Origin of the sequence: Rothia sp. HMSC036D11, assembly GCF_001814205.1 — a bacterium.
GTDB classification, from domain to species: domain Bacteria; phylum Actinomycetota; class Actinomycetes; order Actinomycetales; family Micrococcaceae; genus Rothia; species Rothia dentocariosa.
In genome coordinates this window covers 160,762-178,337 of sequence record NZ_KV815302.1, presented here as the reverse complement: position 1 = coordinate 178,337, position 17,576 = coordinate 160,762, and the positions used below count along the sequence as shown (strand labels likewise).

General features: G+C 53.0%; 14 protein-coding genes. 6 read left to right on the top strand and 8 right to left on the bottom strand.

The features are described from left to right. From HMPREF2958_RS07200 to HMPREF2958_RS07180, 6 genes are all read left to right on the top strand, one after another. A partial coding sequence (locus HMPREF2958_RS07200; protein WP_070697533.1) for a hypothetical protein occupies nucleotides 1-590 on the top strand: 590 nt, incomplete at its 5' end. A gap of 22 nt (nucleotides 591-612) precedes the next feature. Next, entirely contained in the window at nucleotides 613-780 is a 168-nt protein-coding gene (locus HMPREF2958_RS11015) for a hypothetical protein (protein WP_168165966.1), read from the top strand. A 23-nt stretch (nucleotides 781-803) separates the two neighbouring features. Next, nucleotides 804-2,120 (top strand): hypothetical protein, encoded by a 1,317-nt coding sequence (locus HMPREF2958_RS07195; RefSeq protein WP_246828073.1) that lies wholly within the window; start codon nucleotides 804-806, stop codon nucleotides 2,118-2,120. 106 nt (nucleotides 2,121-2,226) lie between these two features. Continuing rightward, a complete protein-coding gene (locus HMPREF2958_RS07190; RefSeq protein WP_013398662.1) occupies nucleotides 2,227-2,556 on the top strand; it encodes a hypothetical protein in 330 nt (109 codons plus the stop codon). A gap of 36 nt (nucleotides 2,557-2,592) precedes the next feature. Next, nucleotides 2,593-3,831, top strand: coding sequence for a hypothetical protein (locus HMPREF2958_RS07185; protein ID WP_070697523.1), 1,239 nt, complete (start codon nucleotides 2,593-2,595; stop codon nucleotides 3,829-3,831). 210 nt (nucleotides 3,832-4,041) lie between these two features. Next, nucleotides 4,042-4,581: an FAD synthase family protein gene (locus HMPREF2958_RS07180; protein ID WP_048753455.1), complete on the top strand. Its 540-nt coding sequence runs from the start codon at nucleotides 4,042-4,044 to the stop codon at nucleotides 4,579-4,581. Nucleotides 4,582-4,705: 124 nt separating this feature from the next. Here the strand turns inward: HMPREF2958_RS07180 and HMPREF2958_RS07175 are convergent, their stop codons facing one another. The 8 genes from HMPREF2958_RS07175 to HMPREF2958_RS07135 form a co-directional block, all read right to left on the bottom strand. Continuing rightward, complete coding sequence (locus HMPREF2958_RS07175; protein WP_004006161.1) at nucleotides 4,706-5,209, bottom strand: DUF2505 domain-containing protein; 504 nt, start codon at nucleotides 5,207-5,209, stop codon at nucleotides 4,706-4,708. 237 nt (nucleotides 5,210-5,446) lie between these two features. Further along, nucleotides 5,447-6,157: a glycosyltransferase gene (locus HMPREF2958_RS07170; protein WP_070697522.1), complete on the bottom strand. Its 711-nt coding sequence runs from the start codon at nucleotides 6,155-6,157 to the stop codon at nucleotides 5,447-5,449. A gap of 276 nt (nucleotides 6,158-6,433) precedes the next feature. Next, nucleotides 6,434-6,907: a PssD/Cps14F family polysaccharide biosynthesis glycosyltransferase gene (pssD, locus tag HMPREF2958_RS07165; protein ID WP_004006163.1), complete on the bottom strand. Its 474-nt coding sequence runs from the start codon at nucleotides 6,905-6,907 to the stop codon at nucleotides 6,434-6,436. A gap of 3 nt (nucleotides 6,908-6,910) precedes the next feature. Continuing rightward, nucleotides 6,911-10,549 carry an oligosaccharide flippase family protein gene (locus HMPREF2958_RS10745; protein WP_083313722.1) on the bottom strand — a complete coding sequence of 1,213 codons (3,639 nt, stop codon included), beginning with the start codon at nucleotides 10,547-10,549 and terminating at the stop codon, nucleotides 6,911-6,913. Further along, nucleotides 10,549-11,862: an O-antigen ligase family protein gene (locus HMPREF2958_RS07150; RefSeq protein WP_070697521.1), complete on the bottom strand. Its 1,314-nt coding sequence runs from the start codon at nucleotides 11,860-11,862 to the stop codon at nucleotides 10,549-10,551. Before HMPREF2958_RS07150 ends, HMPREF2958_RS10745 begins: the two co-directional genes overlap by 1 nt. After that, entirely contained in the window at nucleotides 11,862-12,794 is a 933-nt protein-coding gene (locus HMPREF2958_RS07145; RefSeq protein ID WP_070697520.1) for a glycosyltransferase family 2 protein, read from the bottom strand. Before HMPREF2958_RS07145 ends, HMPREF2958_RS07150 begins: the two co-directional genes overlap by 1 nt. Nucleotides 12,795-12,796: 2 nt before the next feature. Next, entirely contained in the window at nucleotides 12,797-13,591 is a 795-nt protein-coding gene (locus HMPREF2958_RS07140) for a CDP-alcohol phosphatidyltransferase family protein (RefSeq protein ID WP_070697519.1), read from the bottom strand. A 300-nt stretch (nucleotides 13,592-13,891) separates the two neighbouring features. Next, on the bottom strand, nucleotides 13,892-17,554 hold the full coding sequence (locus HMPREF2958_RS07135) for a fibrinogen-like YCDxxxxGGGW domain-containing protein (RefSeq protein WP_070697518.1): 3,663 nt from the start codon (nucleotides 17,552-17,554) through the stop codon (nucleotides 13,892-13,894). Nucleotides 17,555-17,576: the final 22 nt, after the last annotated feature.

Sequence of the window (17,576 nt, the reverse complement as noted above, 5' to 3'; positions counted from 1 at the left end):
CGGTTGTTTATGTGCGGGAGGATGGTGTTTTAGAACGGCAGTTGGAGTTGTTGCGACAGGCTGGATGGGCGATCATTGAGATTCCCTGCAAAAAAATTCAGAATTCCTCAGGTTCGGAAGAAGCATCCGTCATAGTTTTTGAGGCTATTGAGTTTCCGTATGAGGTTCCTGATATGCCAGATGATTGGATTCATGAGTATCTTGAGGATTTGCATTGGTTGGATTTGAGTCAGGGTGTTTTTGTTGTGCTGCGCGATTATGATGTTATGTTCCATGATCCTAAAGATCCTCATTATTATATGGCTGAATGGGCTGCAGAGCTGTTGCAGTCTGTGGACGGTGATTTGAGGTTTTATCGTACCTGGAATGAAGATGGGGAGTATGATCCAACACCTGTGCTTTATGCTATGGACGTTTCTCGGGATACGCTTGATACTGTATTAGAGTTTTTTGAGGGTCGGGCGATTGTGGTGCCTGAGTTTGACGAGGGTGATCCGGGTGCTGAGTATCCTTTGTATGTGAAGACTAAAGAAGACGCTATCAGTAATTTGAAAGGTATAACGGTTGACCCAACAGATACTGAGGGTTAGTTGTATCTTCTGAAGAGATGATGTGACGAATCGTCCAGCTCTTCAATTTACTAAAGATGGTAAACGATACTACGTCGAATGGGATCGTACTACTTCGGGACGTGAAATTGGGCATGCCGAACGTATTGCGGCTAACGATCCTAACCACGGCGGTATTGAGCTACGTATTGTTGACCCGTATAAAAAATAACTATGTTTGAAAGGGTAACCCCTATGGTTGAAGATGTTAACCGTTATCGTCTAGCTGGTGGTCGGTATGAGCCTACTACGTATAATTTGGTATTTTTTAGGGGCGATTACCGTCGAGTTGCTACGTATTACCAAGACTGGGCAAAGAATATAATTTTTCCACAGTTTCTGACTAATACTGAAGAAAATCTTGCTGGGGAAGCAATATTTGATGCCTTAAATCCTTTAACACGTGCAGAGTCGAAGATTATATTTGCTCAATGTTGTAATGGTTGGACCGTTATGTTAACTAATAGCCCTAAGCCAGTAGATTATACAACGATAATGTGGAATATGAAAAAGAAATATTTATTGGATAGTGTTTTTATACGTTATGTACCTAATATATACCCGCCAAAAAATTATAAAGAACTCGAAAAATATCGAGAGTCTTATGGAAGTATTCGGCTTACATATTATAATGGCTCTGGACAGAAAATCTGTGGTAATAACCGTGGTCGTTCACTGCACCTGGGGCGTGAAGGTGTAAGGAAATGGTTTTTTCAAAGTAGTGGTAATCCTTTTGAATTTGAGGATACAAATGTTTACAGTAAACATAAAGTAACTGACCGATTCTCTCCAGAACTATTGCTCCATTATGCGTGGCAGCTGGGGATTGACCCATATAATCTGAGTTTCTACACTGGTCCTGCACTTGTATGCAATGTAGATGCACCTTGGATGCATGAAGACCCTGAGTCTTTGCGGCCTTTGAGCTTTGCCCAAGCGCGCAAAGAATATAAACTTGATCATCTTTACGATAGCTATGGTGATGATGAAGACTCATCGAAACCACATCTTGATGATATCCAGAATAATGAATCTAAAAAATCTGATGAATTTGAGCCTTTAGATGAATATCAGGCTGATTCTCTACGTCTGAGTGAGCTACAGGCATTGTTGCCATTACCGGTTGAACAAGTTAGCGTAGGAAATCTGAATTTCTCTTTCACGGGTAATAAAGATAATTCTTCCTTTAAGCTCTATGTGGATTGTGACTGGCGTATCGCTTCAGCATTAGAGAAAAATCGCCTAGAGGAGTTTCCGAAGAATCAGCAAGAGCCTATTAAAGCTCTCCAAGGCGGCATGATAATTGCCGTTGAAGCGGATACACCAGATGCCTATGATCCGCTTATTACCGTTCGCGATATTCATGGTGAAGAATGGGTAATTCACATCCTGAGCGAAGATGAAAATGCTCCGTGGGGTGTCATACAAAATCGGGAACAGATTATCGAAGGCCCCAGTTGGCAGGCTCACGAAGCATGGAAAGAAGCACGCTGTCAGGAGACCGAAAGGTAAAAGCCTAAATATTGGTGACGAAAACTCGTACACCTGCAAACTCTATCCGATACTATCGCTAATGTAGATCATTACATCCCCCGCCCCATGACGAAGGAATAAATACATGGCACTCATAAGCCCCGTTACCAGCCAGAATGATGACTTACAACGCACCATCGAGCAATTACATTATCAGGGCGCTGAGGATATTCTTGTTAATGCCCCTCAGCAGAGCGCTTACGGCTACCAAGTAGGGTATAACCATCCTGAGTTGCAGTACACGCTTGATGGTAAACGGTACTATGTCCTCTGGCTGACTGAAGAGAGTAAGCTCGCGCAGTATAAGGCACAGCGTATAGCTGCTAATGACCCAGAACATGGAGGGATAGAAATACGTACTGTGCGGGAATACGATGATCCTGCAACGAAGACCTTTACCCGTTCCGCATCCTAAATTCTTATGTAGCGATAACCGACAGAATAGAGCGTTATGAATCCCCACTACACGTTAGCTAACGGTGCATATGAGCCCACTACCTACGAACTTGGCTATATTTATGCGGATCTGCAGGATATCGCCCAAGCATATATCGACTGGCAGCAAAAGCTGGGCTATCGCATGCAGTATGAGGTTGTTGAATCGGGCGGGTTAGCTGCGGCGATGTCGTACCTTGAGCCGCTGCGTCGTATCAGTGATGCTGTTGTGTTTACTGAGTGCGAAAATTATTGGGTTTCGGTTTTGACAAATCGTGTGCCGAGTAACGATGTAGATTCTATTGTGCACACAACCTCTCGACTATTGAATACTACCGGCGTGCTGATCTCAAATGTTCCGAATCGGTACCCTATAGCTTCTCATGCTGATTCTCGGGTGAATGTGCGGGGTCGTCGCCGGTTTGAGGTTCTTTTTCAGCCTGATAATCCCGGCGATATTCACACGGAACGGGCTCGACGATGTGTTGAGGTTAAACGTGAGATGGGTTCTCGGTGGCGTTTCGTTCATGAGGGGCTCCCAATTAACTTTGAGCAGGAAGAAGCATATAAGGTTGCGCGTATTCCTGACCGCCTCAGTGCGGATATGCTGATTGATTATGCGCACGCTATGCGTATTAACCCGTATGATGAGAACTTCTACACGGGTCGTAGCGTGGCGGTGTATCGGTACAAACCAGAATTTGAGGTAGAAGAGAATAAGAAATTTATTGTGCCTCATAGTTTTGCCGAGGCACGCCACTATTTTGGGTATGTTCCTTCTGATGGCACAGCCCCGTTGGAACCATCAGATGAGACACCTGCCGGGTGGGATACCCGTTCAATACTTGAACGTATGCGTTCACACCTCCCGCTAACCATTGATGCAATGGAGATCATGGGTGAGGACGCCTGCGCAGTTTTATCTGGGAAGGATTGGGCACTTCAAGTTAACTGTAGCGGTGTTCTTATTGCGGCAGAGGGCTCTGTTCCCAAGGGACCCCAGCCCCAGGATAATCATTTTCCGGATAGTCTGGGGCAAGTTCAGGGAATGGTAATCACTGAGGTTTCCGGTTCAGAAGACGGGTATAACCCCGTGATAACACTGCGTGCTTCTGATGGTTCCCCGTGGACTTTAACCCTGCAAGCGGGCGCGGTGAACGATCCGTGGGAGCTATTTGCTCATGGCGAGCGTATTGCCGGCTTTTCGTGGCAGGATCACCTTGCCTGGCAAGCGGGAGATCTCACCGAAGGGTAGCTCATATAGAAGGTGACTTCTCGACATAGCTAACGGGAAGTTACCTTTTTACCGTCCCTATTAGATTCCTGCGGTTATCCAGACGGAAGCTGAACAGCGTTCCGGCTGGTAAACTGATGGTGCTATACGTGCGGTATAAAACCGCGCAGTCACCGTGTGAATGTGCCCCAGGCGTCTGCCGTAAGCACGTACCCCAAGAGAGGGTTTCTTATGATTATTGGATACGCCGCTGGCGCCTACGACCTGTTCCATTACGGGCACCTCGAAATCCTGCGCAAGGCGAAGGAAAACTGCGACTACCTTATCGCCGGTGTCGTGCACGACGACGTTCTTGAACAAACCAAGGGGCGCCGCCCCGTTATCCCCATTGATGAGCGTGCCGCAATCGTCAGCCATATCGACTATGTGGACGAAGTCTATATCGAGACCACCCCCGATAAGATCGAAACATGGCGCCAGAAGCCCTTTAACGTCTTCTTCAAAGGCGACGACTGGAAGGGAACCCCACAGGGCCTCGCCCTTGAAAAACGTTTCGCAGAGGTCGGCGTGAGTGTCCACTACTTCCCCTATACGGAGCACACCTCAAGCACCAAGCTCCGCAAAGTTGTTGACCTGTTAGAAGCTGAGCACGACCTGCGTGTTGAGATGCGTCGCTTCGCCGAACTTCTTGGTGACCGTGCCTATCATGAGGCGGTAGTTGCCGCTAAAGCAGAGGCCCCCGTGGGAGCGGCAGAAGCCGAAGCATCCTAAAGCCCCATCGGTCGTTAGCATTCAGTACCCAACATAAAAAGGCTCTTTATTCGAATAAAGCGGGTTTTCCGCCGCTTCATTCACATAAAGAGCCTTTTTAGCAGGTATGCTGGCAGGTCAGTAATTAACCCTGCTGAGCGGTCCACTTCTCAGCCGAGGTGCCAAGAACCTTGAGCACGCGACCAACCTGAGGTTCGGCAGCGGCAGCAATCTTCTTGCCCACCAGCGGAATCGAGCAGGAGACCTCACCATTGACGTCCACACGTGCCTGGCTGTCGCTCACAGGAGTGAGGGTCTGGGTAGCCTGTGCGCTTACAGGCATACCGCTAACCTTAACCTCGGTGTTCACGGTGCGGGTGCCGTCGGCAGCGGGTGCGCTCACCTTATCGGTCTGGGTCATACCAACACCGTTAGAGACGAACTTCTTCGCAATATCCGGCACGCGGTCTGCGGGGATGGTGCGCTCGGTAGTGATGGTGTACTCACCGGCGGGGTCACCGTCAAGGTTGAAACTGACGAAATTAACACCAACCTCGTTGCATACAAAGCGTGCGAAATCTTCGCTGGCGTATGCTGCAGCGATCTGCTCAACCGACACGTTGACGTCGTTGGACTCTTGAACTGCCATATTTTCTCTTTTCCTTCCATGGCGCGTGCGAAGCCCCGGGCATCCTATCCGGAAGATAAGCGCTCCGAGGCTTTCGTACCTAACAGGTAACAGCCTTCGTGGCTGCACAACTTGAGTGGAACACCCGCGCATATGTGCGGTCTTCTGCCTCATATAGTGGCGGATGCTCCGGTGTAGCCTTACGTCTGAAAACTCGGCGGATACATGTGCACTATATCGCCGATAGCTACTTAGATTCTACTCGCTGGGTGTAATAGCGTTAATTCGAGCCATTTCTTGTTTACCCGCAGCGTGGGCACGTGCTGCCTGCTTGAAACGGGCTATATATCCCTCAGCACGGCGAGTCTTCCCCGAAAGCAGGTTATCGAGCTCCTGCGCCAGCTGTTCCGCAGCGATACTTGGGTTCGCCACATAGGGCTGTGCCGCATGAAAAAGCGAGGGATTTTCAAAGGCTAAAGTAAGCTTGTCGAACAGGTCTGCGCGGCTCTCAACGATAACGGCGCCGCCCTGCTTCTCCATCATGGTAACGAAAGGGACCTGGTGGTTATCGACAACTTCATCAAACTCAACGCGGCGCGGTACAACGAGGGGGATAGCGCCGGTAGCACGCGCATCTTGAATAGACCCCGGACCACCCTGAACCAGCACAACCTGCGCCTTGGCGTATAGGCGTTTGAGGGTGCCTGCGGGCAGAAGTTTAACGTTGTCTGCTCCTTCAACGGGGGAAGTATGGCCGTGTTGAATGAGGCATCGTACCTGAGGATTCTCCGCCAAATAAGCCTTGACCCACCGTAGCAGCCGATCAAAGGTGTGATAGTCGGTTCCGAGAGAAACCACAAGATCATAAGTATCCGCCGGAAGACGTGAGGGAGCCTGGGCGAGAGTGAAGCTCGCCGGATCGAGAATAATGCTATGCCCCGCAGTATGGGGCACGTTCTGAATAGACATATATGTCTGATCCTAACTCTAATCGGTGAGTGCGGAATCGGTCAGCCTAAAGAGTGGAAGTAGGCCAGCTAACCCCGAGTGGTTGGTAAATCGGAAGAGTTTCTGCGATTGACTCCGGTGGTTAGTCGAAGGTAATGCTCGCCCGCAGATGTTGTTATCAGTTTGTTATGTATTAAGTATATACGCGCAGACGCAGGATTAAAGTAAAACTTCACGGTCATGAAAGCGGTGAAAATTATTAATCCCACGCCCGCGCATATAATGCGGTGCTGCGCCCTAGAAAATCGGGTGCAGAATCGTCGAATCCGGAAAATTCTTCTGCTGTTCCTCATTCTGAACGTTAAAGCTATCGGCCAGAATATAGAGCATTTTTCCCGTCATCGTCGGCAGCGTCGGGCGATCATAGCACTCAATGTACATGGTCTTGACCCGAAATAGCTTCGCCGCTACGAAGAACGGAACCGCAACCCCGGCCCCCGCAGAAACTACGGCCTGCGGTTTCTCCTGAGGAATAACCTTCAGAGCCAAGAAGAAATTCCGAATAGCGTTCTTAATATTGCGGGTCGTAGGGTAGTAGGCCCAATGCACACGCTCGTTCTCAAGCGCCGCCTGAACATCGGGCTGTTTGAAACTCACCCACACCCGCTCGTAGTTTTCCCATGCAGAAGCGGTCTCGGTCAGATGCTTCAAATGCCCGCCGCTGCTAGAGACGAGAAGTAACTTCGCGGACTTATCCGGTGAATTAGTCATCGCTTACCCCTCCTTCTGCGGTTCCATAAATACTGCGATGCTCACGGTATTTTCAAGAGTCTGCAGGTACGAGAAGAGCTCGCGCAGCTTTGCCCGGTTAGTATCTTTGTTCACCGGAATCAGGCACAAACGAGTGGCATTGCTGAATCGCACAACCTGCGGAAGCGTAGCGGAATTCCCCAAATCAACCACAACGGGAATGGAATTACCCGCAACATACTTCTCGGGGTTCTGCAGCGAGTGACTGTCTTTGAGCGACTTGTAGTCGATAAAACGCACCTGATCGCTTGGCAGCGCGGTGTAGAGAGCCTGGTACATACGGTAAGCGAGTTTGCCGGATGCAGAACTGAGGGTAATACCGGCATAACCGGCCTTCTTGAGGTCACCATCCGTAGCGCCTACACGGTGCAGCAGCAAAAGCGCTCCTTCGGTGTCGTTCGGCTTGAGCTCATGCGAATCGATACCCATTTCCTTGAGACGACCAGCGTAACCTAAGGTACGCATCGAACGGTCATAAATGTATGCTGCAGCAATACCCACCAGCAGACCGAAGGCACCGCCAACGACCATCAGAACCATGGGGGAGAGACCCTTCTGGCTCTTTGGAACCTGAGCCGAGGATACAACACGACCGCCCTCCTTAGAAATCAGCTCAAGCTGAGAAAGGCGTTCACGAAGCTGAGTAAGTTCGGAAGCTGGGATGGTATTGCTATTTTGTGCTTCCTCAATCTTCTCATTGAGCTTCTTGCGCCGGTCCTCCACATTAGCCTTGAGGCCTTCACTGCGCACCTCCAGATAGGCTTCAGCCACGGCATTTGCGTAGTCAGCCGCTTGCTGGGCGTTAGGCAGAGTCACCTCAATATCCAAAACGGCCGACTGCGAAGTACCCGTTACCTTTGTGGCAGCCATGAGCTTATCAACGTCCATCGCCTGGTAGTTGGGGCCCTCTTGGTTAGCCTGAGCCTTGGTAATGGCACGCCCGGCAACCTGGCGGGAACTTGCCGCACGGGACTCGGTGTTAATATCGACCTTCAAGGAGTTCGCGCTGCCGGTTCCAGAAAGGTCGTTCACGAGCGGATAAACCACCACAGTTGATTTCGCGGCGTATGATGCAGGCGAAATCACACCGTAGGTTCCCGCAAGAATCGCCATCACCACGATCGGAATAAGAACAATGAGCTTATGGCGCCATACTCGCTGAACCTGCTCAAGCAAAGATGCCGAAGGCTGTTTCTCGGAAGTGCTCGAATTTTCCATGGTGTTCTCTTTCTGAACGATAATCCTGGGTCGTTCGTGGTTCGTGATCGGTGTTGTGTTGTGAGAGTCCGTCGTATCTTCGGAAGACTTCGCCGGGGCTTCGGCGTCGGTGCTTTCCGCTGGTGTCGCCTGAGTCTTAGCGGCGGGCTGCGCGGGTATCATGCCCGTGGGCGTATCCGGGGCACCATTCGCGGTAGCCTGTGCAATCGCAGGAAGCCTCGGCTTCTTCACGGCTTGCACGGGTCGAGCTGGCTCGGGAGATTTATCGGCTTCAGGCTGTGCAGAATCCTGCGGCAGAGCATTTCTGAGGGTACCAACCGCAGAATCGGGTGAACCCGGCTCATCACCAGCCGCCGCACCCAGGAATATTGGTACGGTAGGCGATTTTTCGATATGCGGTGTTTTCCCCGTCTGGGGGTTGCTGTGATCCTGCGACGATGCGTTAGCCTGCGGCGCAGACTCTTGTTCTCTCCCCATGTGCGGAGTTTGTCCCTTCTCGTGAAGTTGTTCGTGGTGAACCGCCGTTCCCTCGGCGGGAGGCGTAGCTGACAGGTGTGTCTCAGCTGCGGTATGTTGCTGAGAGGGCGCATCCGAAGACTGCGCCGGTGGTGTTTTTGAAAGCGCCGCAGTAACGGCGGAAGCAATGCTGGAGGAGCGCTGAGGATGCTGCGGGGAAACCCCGACGAGCTGAACCATCGTTGCTCCGTGGGCAAGCGCATCATTCAAGCGCTGTGCATCGGCACCGGAATCGGTGTACTGCGGGAACGCTTCACGTCGCCCCTGAGCAATAGCGGCACGCACCGCTGAAAACTTGCTGGGGGAGCGAACGATCGCCATCACCGTGGTAGGCGCGTTTTCCGGGGTCTGGGCTGCAACAACTTCTTCTGCGGTTGCGGGCTTCTTGCGTGCCGAGAGGAAACGTTCAACGCCCAACGGCTTGCGGAAGCGCTTCAGCAGGTAACCGTAGCTTGGAACCAGAAGAACCAGGTACAGCACCAGAGCTACTAGGCTTTGCCCCAGAATCGCAAGCGGAATAAGGGCGCATACTGTCGGTACCGCACCGCCAAGGATGAGCGCCGGAGCCATTTCCTTGACAGTAGCGCGAATACCCACCAGCTTGAAGACCTGGTAGCTTGCCAAGAACGTATCAATCAGCAGCGCCGCCGCCCAAGCGGTGACGGCACCATAGAGCCCCCATAACGGAACCAAGGTAAGGTTCAGGATAATCGCCAGAACCAGAGCCGAGAGCTTATTGAGAAGCTGCCAACGGCTTTTACCGCTCATAAGCAGAACTGACTGCACGCCGCCCGCACTCATCGCGAGCATCGCCGCCGGGCAGATAACCCAGAGAATACCGGCGCCAGACTCGAAACCTTTACCAAAGAAACGCAGCAAAACCGGGCCGAAGAAAGCAAGTGAAAGGTAGAAAGGCCAGGCTAGGGCGGTGAGCACGCGGGTGGTCGCGAGGAAGATTTCACGGGCACGAATCAAGTTTTGGGTTGCCAAAGCCGCGCTGATCGATGGTCCGGTCACGATGCGCCCGGTGTGTTCGACCATAGTGCCAACACGCACACACCGGTTTACCGCGCCGTAGACACCGCCTGCGGCCGGTCCGAGGAATGCTGCGATAACCAGCACATCAATCCATTCGAGTGCGGTCTCGACAATAGCGGCAACACCGCGGGCAGATGAGAACATCCAAAAGGAACGCAGCGTTTCTTCTGGGGCGTCCTGATGGTCGTTCGTGGTGGGCGGCGTATCCTGGCTCATTTCTTCGGGAAGAGGGCGGTTGAGCAGATATGCTGTGACCGCCGTGGTGATAATCACCGGAATAGTCCATGCCCACACTAAGCCCATCAAAGAACCCGCAAGAATCACCGCAAGAGCTACGCCAGCTAGGCGAAGAGTCGGGAGCACCACGTTCTGCAGGAGGGTGAATGTCACTACCTGGTTTAGACCGCGTAACGCGCCGAACCCCACCGTCATGGCGGCGGCAATTATCAGGAACGGAGCGCTCACCCGTAGAGCGGTGGCGTATTCGTCGCTTCCCGGCATGATCAAGCTGTACACCAGCGCTGCGAGGGCTACAACAACGGCAAGAAGTACCGAAGGGAAAAGAGCGAAGCGGATAAGCTGGGGGAGCGCAGAGTATCGTCCTAGGGCACGCTGTGCGGACATCGTACGTACAAGCCCGGTATCCGCGCCGAAGACTGAGAGCGAGGTTCCGATCGCAAAGAGTGCCATTAGACGGAAGAATTCACCGGCACCGGCGGCGCCGATTCCGTTTGAGACCACGAGGGTCGTAACGAACGCAATACCGGCACCGTACATCACACAGAGAGAAGCCAGCGATCCACTGCGCGCTAAAGAAGCATGACGTGCCATTAAAGCTCCTCTCTGTAATATCGTGCACGAATGCAGGCCATGGCGCTGAGCAGAAGAACGCTGAGCTGTGCCACATCGAAGCTGTAGAAAATAATGACAACACAGCTGCAGACCGGAATAGAATGCAACCAGAATCCGGCGGGGGTGCGCACCTTCAACCCTTCACCCAAAATGCTGAGAATAAAGAGGGCATATATAGCAAGACCCACAAATCCGAAACAGAACATCAGAGTCCACAGATACCCCTGAGTACCCATCGAAACACCCACGCTCAATTCCATGCGGGGAGTTCCATACCCCACAATGGGAGACTCTAAGGACGCCGCCCAGGTTGAGCGGTACAGCGCCGCGCGACCGCCGGTCGAGTCAGAATACTGCTGACGACCCAAAATAGCTGCCACCGTGCCGGAGGCAATTAACGCGGTCACCACCCCGACAACCATCACCCCGGCCGCCGTTACCAAGCCCCAATAGCGACCAATAATCAGGCGAATAATGACGTATGCAGTCGCAAAACCCAGACCAATGAACATACCGCGGTTACTGGTCGCAACGAGCGGCACGACCGACGCTCCGAGGACGATTGCCAGAAAGATGCGCAGAAGCCACGAGCGTGTGCGCGCAAAGAACGCGAACATGACGGGGGTGAGCACGGTAAAGGCAAGACCCCAGCTATTGGCATAGGGGAAAGGAGCGGCGGGGCGCACGTAGGGTTCGGGCGCGCCCCAAGGGTTTTGAACCTCCGCGAAGGGTGGGAGCATATAGTCTTTCACCAAAGAGTTCGACATGAAACTCTGTGGCACGACGTAGCTCATTGGTGTTTGAACGCGCACTTCCGGGAAGAGCACGCCGCCCCATCCGAGTACGACAACCGTAACCCACAGGGCGGTTAAGCTGCCCAAGAGCTGATTGATCGAGATGCTTTCTTTAGCGTTGAAATAGTAGAGCGTATACACGCCCGCGTTGAGAATATTGACGAAGCGCAGCGTCCAGGCGATATAGTCTGTCACATCTTCTAACGAGACGGTACAGACAATCACCCAGAAGATGAACGCAGCCCATATCCAGAGTGAGCGGGGCACTCGCACGCCGCCGCGGATAGTCAAGTAAATGACCATCGTAACCGAAAGCACCAGCGGCACGATCTGAAGCAGCCCCAACGCCCAAAATGCCGGGAACCCATAGAACAGGGTGAGAAGAGGCCACGCAGGAAGACGTTTACGGGGTGCCTGTGCGGATGCACCGCCCGCCGCGGGTGTGGACGCGAGCTTCCTTGAAGCACCGAGGGTTGGAAGAGCTAGAGCAGTAGACATTACAGACCTCTTCCTGTCTTCTGAACGAGATCAAGAAGCAGCTGAGGTTTCACAATCCCCAGTGCTACCACGTATGCCGCCCAGGCACGTAATTGCTTTTTATCGCGTTTAAGGGCCGAGCGGGCGTAGGAACGAGCAAGATCACGGTGACCGAGCGCTGCATGCACAAAAGCTATCTGCCCGGCAATACGTGCCAGTCCACGCGGGCTACGCTCAAATTCGGGGAATTTTTGCAGTATATAGGTAAGCCCGTCCGCCATAGCCTGCCACTTGCCGGCAAAAAATGAGGGACGATCCCACAGCACCAGAATAAGTGGTTTCTGCACCGAAAAAACGTCGCCGTAGCGGGTTGCTCGTAAGAGTAAATCGTAGTCTTCGCCGTAGGAAGCTGGCAGCTCCTCATCGACTAAACCGAGATGGTCGGTCACAAGGTTTTGCCTCGCATAGAGCATAGCGGAAGGATGAATTTCCGTAATGCGTGAGAGCAGAAAGTCATCGAAGGATGCACGCTTAGGCGCCAGCCGCTCAATATCACGCCCACCCGAGCGAACGGTGATACCCGAAGAAACTGCGACCGCCTCCGGGTGAGCATTCCATAGTGCGAGTTGTTCGGTCAGCTTGGTGGGCATCCAATAATCGTCGTCGTCGCAGAAGCCAATAATTTCTCCAGTGGCGGTAAGAATCCCGCTGTTACGACCGCCCGCAAGACCGCCCGTGCGTGTGTTCGTCACCGTGATGAGCTTCCGATTTTCCGGAACCTGTACGTCTTCCAGCAGATCGGGCTCTACCCGGTCATACACCACGACAACCTCGATAAACCCCGCATAATCTTGATCGAGAATAGAGCGTACCGCAGTGCGCAGAGTTTCGGGACGTTTACCGTTAGTTGCGATCACGGCGCTTACGGCGGGAGCTGAAGATTCAAACTTCACGGTTATGCCTCCTGCGAGGGGGACGGTGCGGGGGTTGCAAGTGTGACGTATTTACGGCGCATAGACAGCAAAACGGTCGCCGCATTTGCCAAGAAAAGAAGCGCATAGACGAAGACGAAGATCACGCCAAAACCCCAAAAAATATAGATCCAGCAGAGCGTACCGGCGTCCATATGCAGATTGATGAAGGAACGGAGGTTACCCCCGGTCGAAGGTGCCGCAGTTTTACGGTTTTTGCGCAGCTGCTCAGCGAGAATCTGACTCATAAAATGTCCGGCGGTGAGTACTGTGAATGCCATGGGCAGTGCCCAAAGAATCCAGCCACCGGGAAAACCATCGGTGGTATGTGATACAGAGAAGTACTCGGGAAAACGGATAAAACCTACCAGCGTCGCTAGGTGTACGGTGGGCACTCGCATGGAATCTACTACATGGTCAAGCCATTCTCCTGCGGGTGAGGATGCGCCGGTCACGCGGGCTACCTGCCCGTCCGCTGAATCAAGCCCGTAACCGAGGGCAAACAGAAACGCAACGATAACGCCTGTCAGGATTGTTGGGGGAGTGGTTAGAAGAACGATAACACCTGCCGCTGAGATAGCTGCGCTGACCGCCGTAACGCCGTTGGGCGTAATACCAAGAGAGACAGCGGCAGCAGCGAAATAGCGTGCAATCCTGCGGTTTACCCATCGGGTGTATGCGGGAACTCCAATACCTGGTTTTTGCGCCTGCTCAAGCGCTCTCAGAGTATCCGAAAAGCCGGGGCGTTTTGCTGTGCTTGGCGTAGTGATGTGACCCATGTGAAGAATCCTAATCGGTGATCAAAGTTTGAGGTGGTGCCGCGGGTGATGACGACGTTTGCTGTTACCTAAGCCCGCCGGAAGACATGCGATCTAAAACCGAGTGTCCGAGCAAAAAGTAAGTCATAAAGATTATAGAAATAAAATGCTCTAAAAAGTAGGACTTTGCCATACGCGCCTTATTTTACTGACTCTTAGTCAAACATTGAAGACGGTATCGCGCTGAAAAACGCCCCCGTAGCCGAATACTAAATCCAGCTACAGGAGCGTTTATGCAGTCCCTACGCGGGGGTTAGGTGATTACCAACCGAATCCGTAGTCGTAGAATGCACGACCGAAGAATCCGTGGGCATAACCGAAGCCACCCATGTAACCAAAACCACGGTGATCGTAGTTATAGGCTACGCGTTGGTTACGACGACCGTAGTAGTCACCGTTACCATAGTTGCCGTAGTACTCCGGGTAGTACCAGTACCAGACCTGAGGGCGGTGCTGCTGACCGTTATCCTCCTGATTCTGTACTTCAGGAAGGGGATTCTGGTGCTGCGCGGTGGAAATAACCTGCATATCGAAGCTGATGTTGTTGCTCCAGTGCGAGTTAGCGTGAACCTCAACGGCGATTGCGTTGCGACCTTCGCGCAGGTACTCAGCAGGAACGTCAACTGAGAACAGCTGAGCGTTCTGGCTTTCCGGACGCTGGGTTGCGGGGGTGTTAGCCGAGATACGACCCTGCGGCATGTTCTTACGAGCAACTTCCTTGCCGTTGACATAAACCACAGTACCGTCATCTGCGTAGGTGGTGAGCTTCAGATACTGCTGAGCCTGTTCCTTCGTGAGGGTAACGTCCTTACGGGCGTAGATGCTCATCGGAGTACCAAAGAAGGTATTCACCTCGGTCTCAACATTCACCGAGCCAGCACCCAGGGGAGCCTTGCCGCGAGACCATGCACCGCCGAGCCATGAACGAGTTTTCCATTCGCTTTCGGCGCGGTCGCTGCCTACGCGGTAGACCCATGAAGAACCGCTATCGACGAGAACCTGATCGCCCTGGGGCTTCTGCTCCTGCTTCGGGTCCTCTTGTTTGGGCTGCTCTTGCTTGGGATTGTCCTGTTTAGGATCTTCCTGCTTGGGCTGTTCCTGCTTCGGGTTCTCCTGCTGCTTAGGCTCGTTCGGCTTCAGATCATCGTTGGGATCAGCGGGCTGAACCTGGTCGTCTGTCGCAGGGTTTTCCGGCTGAGGCTGTTCATCCTGTTTAGGATCTTCCTGCTTCGGGTTGTCCTGCTTGGGCTGTTCCTGCTTGGGGTCCTCTTGCTTAGGATCGTCCTGGATGGGGTTTTCCGGCTGAGGCTTGACGATATTCTTATTGTCATCCTGCTTGGGATCATCCTGTTTAGGCTGCTCTTGCTTAGGATCTTCCTGCTTGGGCTGCTCTTGCTTGGGATCATCCTGTTTAGGATCTTCCTGCTTGGGCTGCTCTTGTTTGGGCTGTTCCTGCTTGGGGTCCTCTTGCTTAGGATCGTCCTGCTTAGGGTTTTCCGGCTGAGGCTGCGGATTCTCCTGCTTGGGGTTCTCCTGCTTAGGCTGCTCAGCCTTCTTGCCAGATACAGCAACCGAAGTAGAAGCAGAGTAGTTACCGTTTGCATCAGCCGCACGCACGAAGTAACGAGCGTTGTCGGTGTGCTTTACCCTGTAGCTGGTGCCGTTCACAGTAGCAATCACGCGATCGTTACGGAGCACATGGTAACGTGCACCCGCCTCGCCAGATGCGCTCCAGTTCAGCTGATCGTTATCACCGGATTGAGTAACAGTCAGGTTACTCGGAGCAGGCGGGGGAGTAACATCGCGTGGTGCGTAGCGTACGAAGCCAACAGATTCCTGCTGTACACCATTTTCACCTAGGGAGCGGTTCAAATCGCCGCCAACCCACAGTACACCATTGGAGTCCACGAAGGATTCCCAGATGCCGTGACCACTCTTACCCTTAAGAGTAGGAGCGAACTCGGGGAGAGTTTTACCGCTGTCCTTATCGAACGCAGCAACCAAACGGATGCTGTCGGTCACGGTAGAACCACGCCATGCGTAGTCGTGGGTGCCGCTGCCCTGGTACAGGAAGTCACCACAGTGGCAGGCGCCGTAGATGTTATTACCGTTGAGATGCAGATCCTGGAAATCACCGCCGTTGCGGGTAATACTCGAGCTCAAACGGGTCATTGGTTCGTTCTTAGTGTACTGAGAAATCATGTGCTCAGTACCGCCAAGCCATACGGAGCTGCCAGCATCCTGAACGTCAAAGTGGAAGCCCCACACCCTTTTCTCGCGGGTTTGTGGATCCGGAAGGTATGAGGGAGTGACCTCCCATGTGCCGACCTTCTTGGCGGAATCGAGGATACGTGCCACACGGAATGCGCGTTGGTCATTCATCTCGGTGAAGTAACCGGCGGCAAATACCTCGGAGTTATCTGCCGATGCACTCATACCATTTACTGTTCCGTTGAAACGCGGGGTCCACGTGCGATCAACCTGGTTGGTGGAGATCTTCACGCGAGCAGCGTTACGGGAGTAAACCTTATTGGGGGTTCCTGAGCTCTTGAGATGGGTAAACGTACCGCCCAAGTACAGGTAATCTCCCTGAGCTTGCAGAGTCTTCACAGAAAGAGCTGAACCGGAAACATTGTTTTCAACCTGCAGGTTCAGTTCGCGGTCAAGCTGTCCGGTTGCGGGGTCAAGCACCGCAAAACCGGGCACCTTTTCTCCGTTAACCTCGGTGAATTCGCCACCAACGGCCAACTTGTTGTTCGGCAGAGCCTCAAGAGACTTAATTTGACCATTGAACTTCGGCTTGAAGGTCTGTACCAGTTCACCAGTATTGACGTTGAAACCAGCAAGATAAGACTGATCCACATGAGCACCGGCTGCAGACTCCAGGTATGCAAAGTCACCGCCGGTGAAGACAGTGTCGCCTACCTGAGTAATAGCCTGAACGTAGGTGTTCATTTCGTTGACGTTACCGGTTCCGGACTTATCGCTTGTGCGCCACTTCCATGGCATAGAACCGCTCTTGGGCAGTGCGCGGCGGTTACTTGCCGCAGTACCGTTATCGCCAATAGCCTGTGCACCCATGTTCTGCTGGGTCAGCTTCGGGCGCAGGTACACCTGAGTGAAAGCGAAGGGAGTAGCGTTGGAACCGCTCGGGCGGTACAGATATGAGTTGCTTGCGCTCTCATTGCGATTTCCGTTAGCACGAACATCACGGCTGTAGCTAAAACCGAGCTTCCATCCCTGCTCACGCTGCTCATCAAAGTTCAGCACCGAGTAGGTGCCATTTTGCTGAATATGGCCCTCAGTCTTGTCGAAGTGGGTACGGTCCCTCTGCATGTACTGGGGGTTATCCGCGCTGACGTCAATATTGGACCAGATATTGTTGCTTCGCAGAGCCCAGGTCCAACGCTCGGTCTGATCACGATGCGCCGTGATGTTCTGCCATTCCGTGCCGTCAGTATTCAGGGCGCGGCGGAAGCGCACGCCATCTTCAAGATCCTGCGGCTTCTGACCGTTCAGCAGCTCATCAACAGTGGTAGAGGGCAGCTGTACCGGAGTCATTGCGTCGTCACCCTCAGGGCTGGTGTACAGCTTAGATGCAGCACCTCGACCGTGGTAGTTCTCGGTCCAACCGTCACGGCCGCGACCAATCAGAACCCAACCGCCGCCGTTAGTCTCCTGGTCGCAGTAGAACTGCTGTGGAGCCGACATCGAAGGGGTGTACAGCCAGTACTTACCGGATTTTGCATCCTTGTTGACTTGTTTAGCTTCATAACAGGAAGCGGCTGCCTTGTCGCTGGAGGAGCCGTCGTGAACGACCGCATCCTCAGCAGCGTAGGCTACGGGACCTACCGGGGCTAGCCCGGAAAGTCCAAGCGTCAGGGCAAGCCCTACCGCCGTAGTCGCTTTTCTAGCAAATTTCATGGTTTTATTGCACCTCCGTTGA